The 17422-nt window shown below is 56.4% G+C and carries 18 protein-coding genes; all 18 read right to left on the bottom strand.

The window, feature by feature from the left end:
• Positions 1-93 precede the first annotated feature (93 nt).
• The gene (gene glmU / locus AC3WP4_RS07175) at positions 94-1461 is read right to left on the bottom strand and encodes a bifunctional UDP-N-acetylglucosamine diphosphorylase/glucosamine-1-phosphate N-acetyltransferase GlmU (RefSeq protein WP_102614486.1); all 1368 of its coding nucleotides are present in this window, start codon (positions 1459-1461) and stop codon (positions 94-96) included.
• Between the two features lie 115 nt (positions 1462-1576).
• Entirely contained in the window at positions 1577-2002 is a 426-nt protein-coding gene (locus AC3WP4_RS07170; protein WP_010465460.1) for a F0F1 ATP synthase subunit epsilon, read from the bottom strand.
• Positions 2003-2047: 45 nt separating this feature from the next.
• On the bottom strand, positions 2048-3427 hold the full coding sequence (atpD, locus tag AC3WP4_RS07165) for a F0F1 ATP synthase subunit beta (protein WP_033059678.1): 1380 nt from the start codon (positions 3425-3427) through the stop codon (positions 2048-2050).
• Positions 3428-3454: 27 nt separating this feature from the next.
• Entirely contained in the window at positions 3455-4315 is an 861-nt protein-coding gene (atpG, locus tag AC3WP4_RS07160) for a F0F1 ATP synthase subunit gamma (protein ID WP_074872204.1), read from the bottom strand.
• A gap of 50 nt (positions 4316-4365) precedes the next feature.
• On the bottom strand, positions 4366-5910 hold the full coding sequence (atpA, locus tag AC3WP4_RS07155; protein WP_008155713.1) for a F0F1 ATP synthase subunit alpha: 1545 nt from the start codon (positions 5908-5910) through the stop codon (positions 4366-4368).
• A 21-nt stretch (positions 5911-5931) separates the two neighbouring features.
• A complete protein-coding gene (locus tag AC3WP4_RS07150) occupies positions 5932-6468 on the bottom strand; it encodes a F0F1 ATP synthase subunit delta (RefSeq protein WP_074872206.1) in 537 nt (178 codons plus the stop codon).
• A 12-nt stretch (positions 6469-6480) separates the two neighbouring features.
• Positions 6481-6951 (bottom strand): F0F1 ATP synthase subunit B, encoded by a 471-nt coding sequence (locus AC3WP4_RS07145; RefSeq protein ID WP_008155711.1) that lies wholly within the window; start codon positions 6949-6951, stop codon positions 6481-6483.
• Between the two features lie 56 nt (positions 6952-7007).
• Positions 7008-7265: a F0F1 ATP synthase subunit C gene (gene atpE, locus AC3WP4_RS07140; protein WP_002555987.1), complete on the bottom strand. Its 258-nt coding sequence runs from the start codon at positions 7263-7265 to the stop codon at positions 7008-7010.
• 133 nt (positions 7266-7398) lie between these two features.
• Entirely contained in the window at positions 7399-8268 is an 870-nt protein-coding gene (gene atpB, locus AC3WP4_RS07135) for a F0F1 ATP synthase subunit A (protein ID WP_074872208.1), read from the bottom strand.
• Between the two features lie 16 nt (positions 8269-8284).
• Positions 8285-8692 (bottom strand): F0F1 ATP synthase subunit I, encoded by a 408-nt coding sequence (locus AC3WP4_RS07130; protein WP_007948092.1) that lies wholly within the window; start codon positions 8690-8692, stop codon positions 8285-8287.
• A 147-nt stretch (positions 8693-8839) separates the two neighbouring features.
• Complete coding sequence (locus tag AC3WP4_RS07125) at positions 8840-9712, bottom strand: ParB/RepB/Spo0J family partition protein (RefSeq protein ID WP_008027541.1); 873 nt, start codon at positions 9710-9712, stop codon at positions 8840-8842.
• 9 nt (positions 9713-9721) lie between these two features.
• A complete protein-coding gene (locus AC3WP4_RS07120; protein WP_008155709.1) occupies positions 9722-10519 on the bottom strand; it encodes a ParA family protein in 798 nt (265 codons plus the stop codon).
• 18 nt (positions 10520-10537) lie between these two features.
• A complete protein-coding gene (gene rsmG, locus AC3WP4_RS07115) occupies positions 10538-11182 on the bottom strand; it encodes a 16S rRNA (guanine(527)-N(7))-methyltransferase RsmG (protein ID WP_008155708.1) in 645 nt (214 codons plus the stop codon).
• Positions 11179-13077 carry a tRNA uridine-5-carboxymethylaminomethyl(34) synthesis enzyme MnmG gene (gene mnmG / locus AC3WP4_RS07110; protein WP_008155707.1) on the bottom strand — a complete coding sequence of 633 codons (1899 nt, stop codon included), beginning with the start codon at positions 13075-13077 and terminating at the stop codon, positions 11179-11181. The genes rsmG and mnmG overlap by 4 nt, the downstream gene beginning before the upstream one ends.
• Before the next feature lie 551 nt (positions 13078-13628).
• Positions 13629-14999, bottom strand: a complete 1371-nt coding sequence (gene mnmE, locus AC3WP4_RS07105; protein ID WP_102614485.1) for a tRNA uridine-5-carboxymethylaminomethyl(34) synthesis GTPase MnmE — start codon at positions 14997-14999, stop codon at positions 13629-13631.
• A 79-nt stretch (positions 15000-15078) separates the two neighbouring features.
• Positions 15079-16767 (bottom strand): membrane protein insertase YidC, encoded by a 1689-nt coding sequence (gene yidC / locus AC3WP4_RS07100; RefSeq protein WP_102614484.1) that lies wholly within the window; start codon positions 16765-16767, stop codon positions 15079-15081.
• 2 nt (positions 16768-16769) lie between these two features.
• Positions 16770-17015, bottom strand: a complete 246-nt coding sequence (gene yidD / locus AC3WP4_RS07095; RefSeq protein WP_074872215.1) for a membrane protein insertion efficiency factor YidD — start codon at positions 17013-17015, stop codon at positions 16770-16772.
• Positions 17008-17409 (bottom strand): ribonuclease P protein component, encoded by a 402-nt coding sequence (gene rnpA / locus AC3WP4_RS07090; protein ID WP_031319201.1) that lies wholly within the window; start codon positions 17407-17409, stop codon positions 17008-17010. Before rnpA ends, yidD begins: the two co-directional genes overlap by 8 nt.
• Positions 17410-17422 lie beyond the last annotated feature (13 nt).

Raw genomic sequence — 17422 nt, 5'->3', positions numbered from 1 at the left:
GGTTTTGCGAGATCCATGTGGGAGCGGGCTTGCCCGCGAATTCGATGGTGCTGCCTGTGAATAACTTAAGCAGGTCACAAATATGTGGATAACTCAGCTTTTCTTAATCTTCTCCGGTCTTTTCCAACCATCGATATTCTTCTGCCGTGCACGACCCACGGCCAACTGCAAGTTATCCACATTCTGCGTAATGGTCGAACCCGCCGCCGTGGTCGCACCCGAAGAGATATCCACAGGCGCAACCAACGAGTTGTTGGAACCGATGAACACATCTTCACCCAGCACGGTTTTCCACTTATTGGCACCGTCGTAGTTGCAGGTGATGGTGCCCGCGCCGATGTTGGTACGTGCACCAATCTCTGCATCGCCCAGATAGGTCAGATGACCGGCCTTGGCACCTTCGCCCAGGTGAGCGTTTTTCAATTCAACAAAGTTACCCACATGGGCACGAGCTTCCAGCACAGTACCTGGACGCAAACGCGCGAACGGGCCGGCGTCGCTGCCTTCACCGAGCACCGCGCCATCGATGTGGCTGTTAGCCTTGATCACCACACCTTTGCGCAAGGTGCTGTCCTTGATTACGCAGTTCGGGCCGATCACCACGTCATCCTCGATAACGACCTTGCCTTCGAGGATCACGTTGATGTCGATCAGCACGTCGCGGCCGACGGTGATTTCACCGCGTACATCGAAACGAGCAGGATCACGCAGGGTCACGCCCTCAGCCATCAACCGACGACCAGCGCGCAGTTGATAGTGGCGCTCAAGCTCGGAAAGCTGCTTGCGGTCGTTGGCGCCCTGCACTTCCATGGCGTCATGCGGTTGCTCGGTGGCCACCACCAGACCGTCACTGACTGCCATCTCGATCACGTCGGTCAGGTAGTACTCGCCCTGAGCGTTGTTGTTCGAAAGACGGCTCATCCAGCCAGCCAATTGCGCGAACGGCAGGGCCAGAATGCCGGTGTTGCCTTCAGTGATCGCACGTTCGGTTTCGTTGGCGTCTTTCTGCTCGACGATGGCCGTCACTTTGCCGTCAGCGTTGCGGACAATGCGGCCATAGCCCGTCGGATCATCCAGTTCTACTGTCAACAAACCCAATTGCTGCGGCGCTACTTGCTTGAGCAGACGTTGCAGGGTCTCGACTTCGATCAATGGCACGTCGCCATAAAGAATCAGGACGGTGTCGGACTCAATGAAAGGCACCGCTTGAGCAACGGCGTGGCCAGTCCCAAGCTGTTTGTCCTGCAGGACGAAATTCAGATCATCAGCGGCCAGACGCTCGCGCACGGCATCGGCGCCATGGCCGATCACCACGTGGATGCGTTGTGGATCAAGTTGCCGGGCGCTGTGGATAACATGGCCTAGCATCGAGTTGCCGGCAATCGGATGCAGCACTTTCGGCAGTGCCGAACGCATGCGAGTGCCTTGACCAGCAGCGAGGATAACGATTTCTAAAGACATGACTGGCTACCAATCCTGGGTGGTCAGCGGCTGCGACCAGGTTTTGAATTCTAAAAAGAAAAAAGGGTAGCCGAGGCTACCCTTTTTAATCAATCGCACAACAAGCGGTGGCCTATTAGTGGCCGAACTTCTTGCGGATCTGCTGGACGGTGCGCAGCTGAGCTGCAGCCTCGGCCAGACGTGCGGCAGCAGAACCGTAATCGAATTCTGCACCTCGTTCATGCAAGGCCTTCTCGGCAGCCTTAACGGCTTCCTGAGCGGAGGCTTCGTCCAGGTCGGCAGCACGTTGCACAGTGTCGGCAAGTACCTTGACCATGTTCGGCTGAACCTCGAGGAAACCGCCGGAGATGTAATACACCTCCTCTTCCCCGCCCTGCTTGATCAGGCGGATAGGACCCGGCTTGAGATTAGTGATCAGCGGCGCGTGACCCAGGGCGATACCAAGATCACCCAGTGCACCGTGCGCAACCACCATCTCGACCAGGCCGGAAAAGATTTCCCCTTCCGCGCTGACGATATCGCAATGGACTGTCATAGCCATCTGATTGCCTCAACCTAAATTAGCGCCCGTTGCCGGGCGCCGGGATTACAGTTTCTTGGCTTTCTCGATCGCTTCTTCGATGCCGCCGACCATGTAGAACGCTTGTTCTGGCAGGTGGTCGTAGTCACCGTTGAGGATGCCTTTGAAGCCAGCAATGGTGTCTTTCAGGGAAACGTATTTACCCGAAGCACCGGTGAAGACTTCAGCCACGAAGAACGGCTGCGACAAGAAACGCTGGATCTTACGAGCACGGTTTACCAACTGCTTGTCGGCTTCCGACAGCTCGTCCATACCCAGGATCGCAATGATGTCCTTCAGTTCCTTGTAACGCTGCAGAACATACTGTACGCCGCGAGCGGTGTCGTAGTGGTCCTGGCCGATTACGTTCGGGTCCAGCTGGCGCGAAGTCGAGTCGAGTGGATCGACCGCTGGGTAGATACCCAGGGAAGCGATGTCACGGGACAGAACGACGGTGGCGTCCAAGTGGGCGAAAGTGGTCGCTGGCGACGGGTCAGTCAAGTCATCCGCAGGTACGTATACCGCTTGGATCGAGGTGATCGAACCGTTTTTGGTCGAAGTGATACGCTCTTGCAGAGTACCCATCTCTTCGGCCAGGGTCGGCTGGTAACCTACTGCGGAAGGCATACGGCCCAGCAGTGCGGATACTTCAGTACCGGCCAGGGTGTAACGATAGATGTTGTCGACGAACAGCAGAACGTCGTTACCTTCGTCACGGAACTTCTCGGCCATGGTCAGGCCGGTCAGTGCTACGCGCAGACGGTTACCCGGCGGCTCGTTCATCTGACCGTAAACCAGTGCCACTTTGTCCAGAACGTTGGAATCCTTCATCTCGTGGTAGAAGTCGTTACCCTCACGAGTACGCTCACCCACACCGGCGAACACGGAATAACCGCTGTGCTCGATGGCGATGTTACGGATCAGTTCCATCATGTTTACGGTTTTGCCTACACCGGCACCACCGAACAGACCGACTTTACCACCCTTGGCGAACGGGCAAACCAGGTCGATAACCTTGATGCCGGTTTCCAGCAGGTCGTTGCCGCCCGCTTGTTCAGCGAAGGTTGGCGCAGGACGGTGAATGCCCCAGCGCTCTTCGGTGTCGATCGGGCCAGCTTCGTCGATGGGATTGCCCAGTACGTCCATGATCCGGCCCAGGGTCGCTTTACCGACCGGTACGGAGATGGCTGCGCCAGAATCCTTGACTTCCAGACCGCGCTTCAAGCCTTCGGTGGAACCCATCGCAATGGTACGAACCACGCCGTCGCCCAGCTGTTGCTGAACTTCGAGAGTAGTCCCGGCCGCGCTTTGTACCAACAACGCGTTGTAGATGCTCGGTACGCTGTCGCGTGGAAATTCCACGTCGATAACGGCGCCGATGATTTGAACGATACGTCCGCTACTCATAGCTGGATCCTCTGAATATTTGAACCGTTAAACCGCGGCAGCGCCGCCGACGATTTCCGAGATCTCTTGGGTGATCGCAGCCTGACGCGCCTTGTTGTAGACCAGCTGCAAATCGCTGATCAAATCACCGGCGTTGTCGGTAGCGTTCTTCATCGCGATCATCCGCGCAGCTTGTTCAGCCGCGTTGTTCTCGACCACCGCCTGGTAGACCTGCGACTCGACGTAACGGACCATCAAGCCGTCAAGCAGCTCTTTGGCATCCGGTTCGTAGAGATAGTCCCAGTGATGCTTGAGCGATTTATCCGCGGTCGCCTCCAGTGGAATCAACTGCTCCACAGTAGGCTGTTGCGTCATGGTGTTGATGAACTTGTTGGACACCACGGACAGGCGATCAATACGGCCGTCCAGGTAGGCATCCAGCATCACCTTGACGCTGCCAATCAGATCATTGATCGACGGCTCTTCGCCCAGGTGGCTGATAGCTGCAACGACGTTGCCGCCGAAGTTGCGGAAGAAAGCCGCACCCTTGCTACCAACAACACACAGGTCGATCTCGACGCCGTTTTCGCGGTTTACCGCCATGTCCTTGACCAGGGCCTTGAACAGGTTGGTGTTCAAGCCACCACACAGACCACGGTCACTGCTCACTACGACATAACCGACGCGCTTGATTTCACGCTCGATCATGAAGGGGTGGCGATATTCCGGGTTGGCGTTGGCCAAATGACCAATAACCTGGCGGATGCGCTCCGCGTAAGGACGGCTAGCAGCCATGCGCATTTGTGCCTTGCGCATTTTACTGACCGCCACTTTTTCCATGGCGCTGGTAATCTTTTGCGTGCTTTTGATGCTCGCAATCTTACTGCGAATCTCTTTTGCGCCTGCCATGTAACACCTATCAGGTTAGCAAGCGGGAGCCTTGCGGCTCCCGCTGCGGCTTACCAGGTTTGGGTGGCCTTGAACTTCTCGATACCGGCTTTCATGCCAGCGTCGATTTCGTCATTGAAGTCACCCTTCACGTTGATCTTCGCCATCAAATCGGCGTGATCGCGGTTGAAGAAAGCAATCAGCGCTTGTTCGAAGCTGCCGATCTTGGCGATTTCAACGTCAGTCAGGAACCCACGCTCAGCGGCATACAGCGACAGCGCCATGTCAGCGATCGACATTGGTGCGTATTGCTTCTGCTTCATCAGCTCGGTAACGCGCTGACCATGCTCAAGTTGCTTACGGGTCGCTTCGTCCAGGTCAGAAGCGAACTGGGCGAATGCCGCCAGTTCACGGTACTGAGCCAGAGCGGTACGGATACCACCGGAGAGCTTCTTGATGATCTTGGTCTGAGCGGCACCACCCACACGGGATACCGAAACACCGGCGTTCACAGCAGGACGGATCCCGGAGTTGAACATGGCCGATTCCAGGAAGATCTGACCGTCGGTGATGGAAATCACGTTGGTCGGAACGAACGCGGAAACGTCGCCAGCCTGGGTTTCGATGATCGGCAGTGCGGTCAGGGAACCGGTTTTGCCGGTCACTGCGCCGTTGGTGAACTTCTCTACGTACTCTTCCGAAACGCGGGATGCGCGCTCCAGCAGACGGGAGTGGAGATAGAACACGTCGCCTGGGTAAGCTTCACGGCCTGGTGGACGGCGCAGCAGCAGGGAAATCTGGCGGTAAGCCACTGCTTGCTTGGACAGATCGTCATAAACGATCAGTGCGTCTTCACCGCGGTCGCGGAAGAATTCACCCATGGTGCAACCGGAGTACGGTGCCAGGAACTGCAGTGCTGCAGATTCCGAAGCGCTCGCAGCCACGACAATGGTGTTAGCCAGTGCGCCGTTTTCTTCCAGCTTGCGAACCACGTTGGCGATGGTCGATTGTTTCTGACCGATCGCTACATAGACGCAGAAAATGCCGCTGTTTTTCTGGTTGATGATCGCGTCGATCGCCAGAGCGGTTTTACCGATCTGACGGTCACCGATGATCAGCTCACGCTGGCCACGGCCGACAGGGATCATGGCATCGACAGCCTTGTAGCCAGTCTGTACAGGCTGGTCTACCGACTTACGCCAGATCACGCCCGGAGCAACTTTCTCGACCGCATCGGTCTCGGTGTTGTTCAGCGGACCTTTGCCGTCAACTGGGTTACCCAGTGCGTCGACTACGCGACCCAGCAGTTCCTTACCAACCGGAACTTCGAGGATGCGGCCAGTGCACTTGGCGCTCATGCCTTCAGCCAGAGACTGGTAGGAGCCCAATACAACGGCACCTACGGAGTCTTGCTCCAGGTTGAGAGCCATACCGAAGACGCCGCCCGGAAACTCGATCATCTCGCCGTACATGACGTCGGCCAGACCGTGAATCCGCACGATACCGTCAGATACGCTGACGACAGTGCCTTCGTTACGGGCTTGGGAGGTCACATCGAGCTTGTCGATGCGGCCCTTGATAATTTCACTTATTTCGGAAGGATTGAGTTGCTGCATTGCTCTGCTGCCCCTTCAAACTCAAGATTTCAATGCTTCGGCAAGGTTTGCGAGTTTTCCGCGAACCGAGCCATCGATTACCAGGTCGCCGGCGCGGATGACAATGCCCCCAATAAGGGATTTGTCTTCCTCGACTTGCAGGCGCACTTCCCGGTTGAGTCGTGCACTGAGAACCTTGGCGAGTTTGTCTTGCTGTTCTTGGTTCAATGCAAAAGCACTGGTGACTTCAACGTCTACCGATTTCTCTTGTTCGGCCTTGTACAGGTCAAACAGAGCGGCGATCTCCGGCAACAGCGGGAGACGGTCGTTTTCGGAAACGACGTTAATGAAGTTCTGTACCTTCACATCAAACTTGTCGCCGCACACGTCAATAAACGTGGCGGCCTTGTCTGCGCTCGTCAGTCGCGGGGCCTTGAGCACGCGCTGCATGGTGTCATCTTGCGACACTGCTGCAGCCAGGCCGAGCATGGCTGACCAAGAGGCCAGTTGCTGGTGGGCCTGGGCGTGCTCGAAGGCTGCCTTAGCGTAAGGTCGGGCCAACGTGGTCAATTCTGCCATGATCGCCCTCGCTTAAATTTCAGCAGCCAGTTTGTTTACCAGCTCCGCGTGCGCGTTTTGATCGATTGTGGCACCCAGGATCTTCTCGGCGCCGCCAACGGCCAGAGCACCCAATTGGGCACGCAGCGCGTCTTTGACACTGTTCAGTTCCTGCTCGATCTCGGCCTGAGCCTGAACCTTCACACGGTCAGCGTCGATACGGGCTTTTTCAACAGCCTCTTCAACGATCTGGTTACCGCGTTTCTTGGCTTGCTCAATGATTTCAGCTGCCTGAGCTTTTGCTTCGCGCAGTTGATGACCCGCTTTCTCTTGGGCCAACTCCAGGTCGCGAGCTGCTCGGCTGGCAGCATCCAGTCCATCCGCGATCTTCTTCTGACGTTCGTGCAAAGCCGCGATGACCGGAGGCCACACGAACTTCATGCAAAACAGTACAAAAATGAAGAACGCAACGGACTGGCCAATCAGGGTTGCATTAATGTTCACGCCAACACCTCGCTCGTTCGTTGCACATCACACCAATTACTCGAAGGTTCGAGCAATTAGCCAGCGAGTTGACCAACGAATGGGTTCGCGAAGGTGAAGAACAGAGCGATACCAACACCGATCATGGTTACGGCGTCGAGCAGACCGGCAACGATGAACATTTTGACTTGCAGCATTGGAACCATCTCTGGCTGACGCGCTGCGCCTTCCAGGAACTTGCCGCCCAACAGGCCGAAACCAATTGCGGTACCCAGTGCGCCCAGGCCGATCAACAGTGCAACAGCGATAGCGGTTAGACCAACTACAGTTTCCATCTTTCCTCCCGACTTTTACGTCGTATGGTTTAGGTTTTTTAGATTTTAAAGCGGTAAAACAAATCGTTTCATAGCCCTGTTCGGGCACCCACTCGTTTGACCGAGTGGGACATCAGACTAGTCGAGACTGGTCTTAATGGTTCTCTTCGTGCGCCATCGACAAGTAAACGATGGTCAGCATCATGAAGATAAACGCCTGCAGGGTGATGATCAGGATGTGGAACACAGCCCACGCCCACTGCAGAACTACGCCCAGGCCGCTAAGCCAGAGCAGACCACTGCCGAACATCACAGCGATCAGAATGAAGACCAGTTCGCCGGCGTACATGTTGCCGAACAGACGCAGTGCCAGAGAGATTGGCTTGGCGATCAGTGTCACGAACTCCAGCAGGAAGTTCACCGGGATCAGCAGGGCTTGAACGAAGATGTTCTTGCTGCCGAAAGGGTGCAGGGTCAGTTCGCCGATGAAGCCGCCGATGCCCTTGACCTTGATGCTGTAGAAAATGATCAACGCGAACACCGACAGGGCCATGCCCAGGGTAGCGTTCGGGTCAGTGGTCGATACGGCACGGAACGGAATGTGCGAATCGCCAGTGATCAGGATGGCCAGCTGAGGAATCCAGTCGACCGGGATCAGGTCGACGGCGTTCATCAGGAAGACCCAGACGAAGATGGTCAGTGCCAACGGTGCAATCACCGGGCTACGGCCATGGAAGCTGTCTTTCACGCTGCCATCGACGAATTCGACCAATACTTCAACGAAGTTCTGCAAAGCACCAGGCTGACCGGAAGTCGCCTTCTTTGCCGCCATGCGGAAAAGAAGAACGAAGATCAGACCCAACGCGACCGACCAGCCGAGAGTATCGACGTGGAAAGCCCAGAAGCCCATTTCCTTGGCTTCTGCTGCGGTGTGGGCAAAACCCCACCCGCCAGTTGGGTGCTGACCGAAGGTCAGGTTCTGCAAGTGGTGCTGGATATAGCCCGAAGCGGTTGTCTCTGCCATGGTTGCCTCAAACGCCCTAAGGTCTCGAAAGTCTTGTTCTCATCAGCAGGGGCGCGAACCAGCTGACCAGTTGGGTCAACACGAAGACGCCGAATACAGCTAGCGGCGCCAATGGCTTCACACCTGCGAACGTCAATGCAAAGAGCACTGCCGTCAAAATCAGTTTGCCCGCCTCGCCGGCATAAAAAGACCGGACGATGGCTTGAGCTGCTCGGGCGCCGGAAAACCGAAATGCCCTGTGAGCGAAATAAACATTGGGTAGCAAGGCTATCAGGCCTCCGCAGAGTCCCGAGTACCCGGCTACGACTCCATGCCAGTACCAAAGCGCCAAAGCGGCCAGTACCAAAACGACAAATTGAGCCAGTAGGACCGGAAAAACTGCCAGGCGATGGAACGGCAAGCGGTTTGGCGTGCGGCTCTCCATCGTTTTTGCTCCCCAATGATCGGCTGCCGGAATTCAATAACTTGGCATAATTTGTGCCGACAAAATGCGCGCAGAGTATAGGGGCGGTTCTGCCCCTATTCAACTGTCAGGTAGTATTTCCGACTGCACGCTACATGAGGAAATGTTTCAGCGAATGTGCGCAAGTACACCTTGAAGCTCGTCGAGGGAGTTGTAACCGATCACCAACTGCCCCTTCCCCTTTTTTCCGTGGCGAATCTGCACCGCAGAGCCTAGGCGCTCAGCCAGACGCTGTTCGAGTCGAGCGATATCCGGGTCCGGCTTTACCGGTTCAGCAGGTTCCTGTTTACCGCTCAACCACTGGCGAACCAGTGCTTCAGTCTGGCGAACGGTCAGCCCCCGTGCGACAACGTGTCGCGCCCCTTCAACCTGTTGATTTTCCGGTAAACCGAGCAAAGCACGGGCATGACCCATTTCCAGGTCGCCGTGGGACAGCATGGTTTTGATGACTTCCGGCAACGCGATCAAGCGTAGCAGGTTGGCCACAGTCACGCGGGATTTGCCCACGGCTTCGGCCACTTGTTGCTGAGTCAGCTGGAATTCCTGCTGCAAACGCTGCAACGCAACCGCTTCTTCGATCGGATTGAGGTCTTCACGCTGGATGTTCTCGATCAGCGCCATGGCGATCGCGGTTTCATCCGGCACATCGCGAACCATCGCCGGGATGGTTTCCTGACCCGCTTGCTGGCTGGCGCGCCAGCGGCGTTCGCCGGCGATGATTTCAAAGCGACCGCTGCCAATCGGACGAACCACGATCGGTTGCATCACACCTTGAGCCTTGATCGACTGTGCCAGTTCTTCCAGCGCCTGAGGATCCATATCCCGTCGCGGCTGATACTTGCCGCGCTGGATCAGGTCCAGGGGCAGGTGCTGCAGCTCACGCTGATCGGCCTGCACCGCTTGTTCTTCCAGCGAGCTGACAGTCGGACCGCTCAGCAGTGCATCCAGTCCACGTCCGAGACCTCGTTTCTTGACGGCCATGGGGATTCCTTAAGTTGCCTGAGCAGCGGCAGTGCGTGAGTTTTTGCGTTGACGACGAACCATCTCGCCCGCCAATGCCAGATAGGCAATGGCGCCCCGGGATGATTTGTCGTACGCCAGCGCCGGCATGCCATAGCTTGGTGCTTCAGCCAGGCGGATGTTGCGCGGAATCACCGTGTCGTAGAGCTGCTCGCCGAAATGTTCCTTGAGCTGCGCCGAAACATCGTTCATCAGGCTCAGGCGCGGGTCATACATGGTCCGCAACAGGCCTTCGACTTTCAGGTTCGGGTTCAGCAACTCGGCGATACGCTTGATGTTATCCACAAGGTCGCTCAAGCCTTCGAGCGCGAAGTACTCGCACTGCATGGGGATAATCACCCCATCAGCGGCGACCAAAGCGTTCAGTGTGAGCATCGACAACGACGGCGGACAGTCGATCAAAATGTAATCGTAGTTTTCACGGATCGGTGCCAACGCACTGCGCAGGCGGCTTTCCTTCATCTGCATTTCCAGCAGAACCACTTCGGCCGCGGTCAGGTCGCGGTTGGCCGGCAGCAGTTGGTAACCACCGTGCTCGGAGTAGTGCATGGCCTGGGCCAGATCGCACTCGCCGATCAGCAGGTCGTAGACCGAGTTTTCCAGGCCGTGTTTATCCACACCGCTACCCATGGTGGCGTTGCCCTGTGGATCGAGATCGATCAACAGCACCCGACGCTTGGTAGCGACCAGGGAAGCTGCGAGGTTGATGCAGGTGGTGGTCTTGCCCACACCACCCTTTTGGTTCGCTATCGCGAATACCTTAGCCATTCTTGCTTGTGTTCCCAATCATGCCGTGCGGCGCAGTATCAGCAGATGGCGTTGGCCTTGGCAACCGGGTACGGCCAGGGCGTGTTCGCTATCGAGGTGGAAGTCTGCCGGCAATGCTACCAGCTCATCGGCGGGATGAACGCCCTTCATTGCCAGCCAACGTGTTTCGGTGTCGCCGAGGTGGCGAGTCCAGTTGCTGAAATTCTCCATGCTGCTGAAGGCCCGGGAAATGATCCCGTTGAAGGGCTGAGCAGGTTGAAAAGCTTCGACGCGACTGTGGATAACTTGCAGGTTATCCAGTTTGAGTTCGAGTTTGACCTGAGTCAGGAAGCGGGTTTTCTTGCCGTTGCTGTCCAGGCAAGTCACCTGGGACTCTGGAAACAGGATGGCCAGCGGAATACCCGGCATGCCCCCACCGCTGCCAACATCCAGCCAGCGGCCGTTTTCGACGAACGACATCACGCTCAAACTATCGAGCAAGTGACGGGAAACCATTTCATCCGGATCGCGTACGGCGGTCAGGTTGTAAGCCTTGTTCCATTTTATCAACAGGGCCAGGTAACCCAGCAGCTGAGCATGCTGGGTTTCTGTCAGCGTGACACCAAGCTGGCGAGCACCTGTGGATAACTCTTCTGCGTGTTGCGAGGTGACCAACGAACTCAAGCGCTTTGCTCCAACTGACGGCCCGCGCCGCGTTTTTTCAAATGAATCATCAACAGCGAAATCGCTGCCGGCGTCACACCCGGGATGCGCGACGCCTGGCCCAAAGTCTCTGGACGGGTCGCACCGAGCTTGCTCTGGATCTCTTTGGAGAGACCGGAAATATTCGTGTAATCGATATCCACAGGCAGTTTTGTGTCTTCGCTGGCCCGCAGACGAGCGATTTCATCCTGCTGGCGATCGATGTAGCCGGCGTATTTGGTCTTGATTTCGACCTGCTCGGCGACTTGTGGATCTTCTGCACCGCCACCGGTCACGGCGATCAGACCAGCGTAGTCGATTTCCGGACGGCTCAGCAGGTTGAGCAAGTTGTATTCGTGGGTCAGCGGCGTACCGAACTTCTCGGAAATCGCATCGCCTTGTTCGGTGCCCGGACGAACCCAGGTACTTTTCAGGCGTTGCTCTTCCAGCGTGATGCTTTCGCGTTTGGTGCAGAAAGCAGCCCAACGCGCGTCATCCACCAAGCCCAGCTCGCGACCTTTTTCGGTCAAGCGCAGGTCGGCGTTGTCTTCGCGCAGGATCAGGCGGTATTCGGCGCGGGATGTGAACATCCGATACGGTTCCTGGGTACCCAGGGTAATCAGGTCGTCGACCAATACGCCGATGTACGCTTCGTCGCGACGCGGACACCAGGCATCTTTGCCCTGAGCCCGCAGTGCGGCGTTGGCCCCGGCCAGCAAACCCTGGGCGCCGGCTTCTTCGTAACCGGTGGTGCCGTTGATTTGCCCGGCGAAGAACAGACCGCCGATGACTTTGGTTTCCAGGTTGTACTTCAGGTCACGCGGGTCAAAGTAATCGTATTCGATGGCGTAACCCGGACGAACGATGTGCGCGTTTTCCATGCCGCGAATCGATTGCACGATCTGCAGTTGCACGTCGAATGGCAGCGATGTGGATATCCCGTTCGGGTACAGCTCGTTAGTCGTCAGGCCTTCCGGTTCGATGAAGACCTGATGGCTGTCCTTGTCGGCAAAGCGATGGATCTTGTCTTCGATCGACGGGCAGTACCGCGGACCGATGCCTTCGATCAACCCGGCATCGGAATACATCGGCGACCGATCCAGGTTGGCGGCAATGATTTCGTGGGTACGGGCGTTGGTGTGGGTAATCCAGCAGCTGACCTGTTTCGGATGCTGCTCTTTGGAACCCATGAACGACATCACCGGGATCGGTGTATCGCCGGCTTGCTCGGTCATCACCGAGAAATCCACCGAACGTCCGTCGATACGCGGCGGCGTACCGGTTTTCAAGCGACCGACGCGCAATGGCAACTCACGCAAACGGTGAGCCAGGGCGATCGACGGTGGATCACCGGCACGGCCACCGGAAAAATTCTGCATTCCGATGTGGATAAGTCCACCGAGGAAGGTGCCAGTGGTCAACACCACGGAATCCGCGAAGAAACGCAGGCCCATTTGGGTGACAACACCGCGCACTTGTTCCTGCTCGACGATCAGGTCGTCGGCAGCCTGTTGAAATATCCACAGGTTCGGCTGGTTTTCGAGAATTTCGCGGACAGCGGCTTTGTACAAAACCCGATCAGCCTGAGCGCGGGTTGCCCGCACGGCCGGGCCTTTGCGGCTGTTCAATACGCGAAACTGAATACCACCTTTATCGGTAGCCATGGCCATCGCGCCGCCGAGGGCATCGATTTCCTTGACCAGATGGCTTTTGCCGATCCCACCGATAGCGGGGTTGCAACTCATGGCACCGAGGGTTTCCACGTTATGCGTCAGCAACAGGGTTTTTGCACCCATGCGTGCTGAGGCCAGTGCTGCCTCGGTACCGGCATGACCGCCGCCGATGACGATCACTTCAAAACGGGAAGGGAAATCCACCACGCACCTCGTGCCTGCTTCAGTTAGGTAATCCGGAATAGGTTGGTCTCAGGTTTTTGGACCTGGTCGGCAAGTATAGGGACTTCGCCCTTCCTAAAGAACCCTTTGCACAAAATTTAACCAGCTGTGGAGAAGTCGCGGTTATAGAAATTAAAAAGAGAGAAATTTATTAAATCTTTGTTTTTATGTTTATTTCTACTGAGCCACCTTTCTGTGGATAGATCTCTACAAGCCTCTATATTCAATGTGTACAGAGATTCAAAACCCTGTGGTCATGTACCAATGAGGCCCTTGGATAACCGGTTTAAGCCTGTGGATGAAAGGGGTGCTTATCCACAGGGGCGGTTATCTTCAGTTTTGAGGCCCTGTTATCAACTGCCCTTAGTGGCAGTTATTCACAGGGCTTAATCCACAGAAAACTGCTAAATGAGCAAATCCAGGACACGGAAAATCCGCTCAAGCAGAAAGAATCGGCTCGGCACTGGAAGAGAATTCAAGAAAAGGAGGGAACAGACAGGCACGAATGGCCTGTCTGTGGACAACGGAGAGTCTTATTTACCGATACAGAAGCTGGAAAAGATCCGCCCCAGCAGATCATCGGAGCTGAATGCACCGGTGATTTCACCCAAAGCGTGTTGGGCCTGGCGCAAATCCTCGGCCAACAGTTCGCCGGCACCCGCCAGGGTCAGCTGCGCACGGCCGTGCTCAAGGGAAGCACTGGCGTGACGCAACGCTTCAAGGTGACGCCTGCGAGCACTGAAGCTGCTTTCAGAGGTCTGTTCGTAGCCCATGCAGGCCTTGAGGTGGTCCCGCAGCAACTCCAACCCTTCACCTGCAGACCTGGCACTCAGGCTGATGGTGACATGGCCATCCTCGCTGACTTCCAGGGCAATGGCTTCGCCCGTGAGGTCTGCCTTGTTACGGATTAGCGTAACTTTCGCCGGGTCGGGACGGATTTCCAGAAATTCAGGCCATAACGCGAACGGATCAAGAGCCTCAGGAGCGGTGGCATCGACCACCAAAAGGACTCGATCAGCCTCGCCGATCGCTTTCAACGCCCGTTCGACGCCGATTTTTTCCACCTGGTCATCGGTGTCTCGAAGACCTGCGGTGTCGACCACGTGCAGCGGCATGCCATCGATGTGGATATGTTCACGGAGTATGTCCCGGGTAGTGCCGGCAATCTCGGTCACGATAGCGGCTTCACGACCGGCCAGTGCATTCAACAGGCTGGATTTACCGGCATTTGGCCGCCCGGCGATCACCACGGTCATCCCGTCTCGCAGCAAGGCACCCTGCCCGGCTTCACGCAGCACTGTGGATAATTCGTCGCGCACTTTGTCGAGCATGCTCAGTACGTGGCCATCGGCGAGGAAATCGATTTCTTCTTCCGGGAAGTCGATCGCCGCTTCGACATAGATGCGCAGGCCAATCAGTTGCTCGGTGAGGTTATGCACACGTTCGGAGAATGCACCTTGCAATGAACGCAGGGCATTTCGTGCAGCTTGTGCAGAACTCGCCTCGATCAAGTCGGCGATGGCCTCGGCCTGAGCCAGATCGAGCTTGTCATTGAGGAACGCGCGCTCGCTGAATTCACCCGGCCGGGCCAGACGACAGCCCAGTTCCAGGCAACGCTTGAGCAGCATATCCAGAACGACGGGACCGCCATGGCCCTGGAGTTCCAGCACATCTTCGCCGGTAAATGAGTTCGGGCCCGGAAAATACAGGGCGATGCCTTGATCCAGCACCTCATCGTTCTCACTGAGGAACGGGCCGTAGTGGGCAAATCTTGGCTTGAGTTCACGACCGCTGAAGGCCTTGGCCGCAACACTTGCCAGCGGCCCGGAAATACGGACGATGCCCACACCGCCGCGACCTTGAGCGGTGGCGACGGCTGCGATGGTTTCACGAGGAACGCTCATAAAGCGGTATCCAGACAAAAGTGACAGATAGCAAAACGCCCCACTAGGGGGCGTTTTGAGTGGTTATCCACAGAGTAAGTTACGCCTCGGCTTTTTTGGTAGCCGCTTCGATCTTACGCGTGATGTACCACTGTTGGGCGATCGACAAAACGTTGTTCACTACCCAATACAGAACAAGACCGGCCGGGAACCACAGGAAGAAGAAGGTGAAGATGATTGGCATCATTTTCATGACCTTCGCCTGCATCGGATCCGGAGGAGTCGGGTTCAACTGCTGCTGGATGAACATGGTTACGCCCATGATGATCGGCAGAATGAAGAACGGATCCTTGATCGACAGGTCAGTAATCCACAGCATGAACGGCGCTTGGCGCATTTCAACGCTTTCCAGCAGAACCCAGTACAGCGAAAGGAAAACCGGCATCTGCACGAGGATTGGCAAGCAACCACCCAGCGGATTGATCTTTTCTTTCTTGTACAGCTCCATCATGGATTGCGACATTTTCTGCCGGTCGTCGCCATGTTGCTCTTTCAGCGCGGCCAGTTTCGGTGCCACTGCACGCATGCGCGCCATGGATTTGTAACTGGCAGCCGACAGCGGGAAGAAAATCCCTTTGATCAGCATGGTCAGGAAGATGATCGACCAGCCCCAGTTACCGACGATTGCGTGGATGTGTCCCAGCAACCAGAAGATGGGTTGGGCGATGAACCAAAGAATGCCGTAATCGACGGTCAGTTCCAGACCTGGGGACAACTCTTTCAGCACAGCCTGACTTTTCGGACCCGCGTACAGAACAGCACTGGTTTCGGCTTTTGCACCTGGCGCAACGCTCATTGCCGGGCCGGTATAACCGATGATGTAGTTGCCCTTGCTGTCTTTACGGGTCTGGACGATGTTGTTTTCGCCCTTGGCCGGAATCCATGCGGTCACGAAGTAGTGCTGCAACCAGGCAACCCAACCACCGGTGACGGTTTCCTTGAGCTGAGCCTTGTCCATGTCGCTCATCGACACTTTCTTGTACGGCTCGTTACTTGTCCACAGGGCAGCACCGAGGTAAGTCGCGGTACCGGTGGCGGTGGTCGAGGAAGGATCGCCGCTGGCGTCACGCTTGAGTTGCGCGAACATCGCACCAGACCAGGGCTGCGCGCTCTGGTTGTCGATCAGATAGGAAACGGTTACGTCATACAGGCCACGTTTCACGGTGAAACGCTTGATGTAGTTGACGCCGTCCTTGCTGAACTTCAGGTCTGCGACCAATTGGTCCTGACCGTCAGCCAGTTGATAAATCTTCTTCTCCGAGGAGTAAACCGGGCGACCGGCCGGGCTTGCGTCCGGACCGTTGGTGCCGATCAAACCGCTTTGAGCCAGATAAGTCCGCTCGTTGCCGTTATCGAACAACTGGAATGGAATTTCCGGATGGTCCTGGCGACGTGGATACAGCGGCAGCGTCAACTGCGCAACATCACCACCTTGGGGATCGATTGCCAGGTTGAGCACATCCGTTTTGATCTGGATGAGGTCTTTGCTTGCAGCTACTGGTGTTTCAGCAGGTGCAGTTGCACTGGTATCGCTTGGGGCGCGGGGAATGTCGTCACTGACAGAAGCTTTATTGCCAGTCGCCGTGTCCGGTAGGCCCGGTGCGGTAGTACTGGAAGCAACATTCTGAGTCGGCAGGGCAGCCTGGCCATAGTCCTGGTTCCATTTAAGAACCATAACGTAGGACACGATTGCCAGGGCGACGATCAGGATCGTGCGTTTGATATCCATGATTACTCGGCCATCGAAGAAGAACGGGAGGTAGGGATAGATGGAACCGGGTCATAACCACCGGGATTCCACGGATGACAGCGACCTAAACGACGAAAGGCCAGCCAGCCACCGCGCAGAAGACCATGATTTTCTATGGCTTCATACGCGTAGCAGGAACAACTGGGGTAGAAACGACAGTGACTGGCCATCAGAGGACTAATGGCATAGCGATAAAACTGGATCGGAACGAGTGCCAGTTTACGCATCGGGACTGTCTACCCCTACAGTTTCGGTTTTGACTGCTGGTACCGGCGTGCTGCGTGCCAGACGCTTCCAGAGTTTGCCGAAATGCTGAATCAATTCGGGGTTTTCTACGTCACCCAAACCTTTGCGCGCGACGATAACGATGTCCCAGCCGGCCAGTGAGTCCTGGTTCAGACGGAACGATTCGCGCATCAGACGTTTGAGGCGATTGCGCTCGACGGAGAGCTTTACGCTCTTTTTCCCGATAACCAGCCCGAGACGGGGGTGATCAAGATCGTTGTTGCGCGCAAGGAGCAGGAGATTTTTCCCCGGAACCTTGCCGGTAGGGGAGTCAAAGACTGCCTTGAAATGCCGGGGAGTAAGCAGACGCTTTTCCCGACTGAAGTCCTGACTCACCTCCAGTGCCGGA

The organism is Pseudomonas sp. FW305-20, from assembly GCF_058788075.1.
This window is presented reverse-complemented; position numbering and strand designations above follow the sequence as displayed.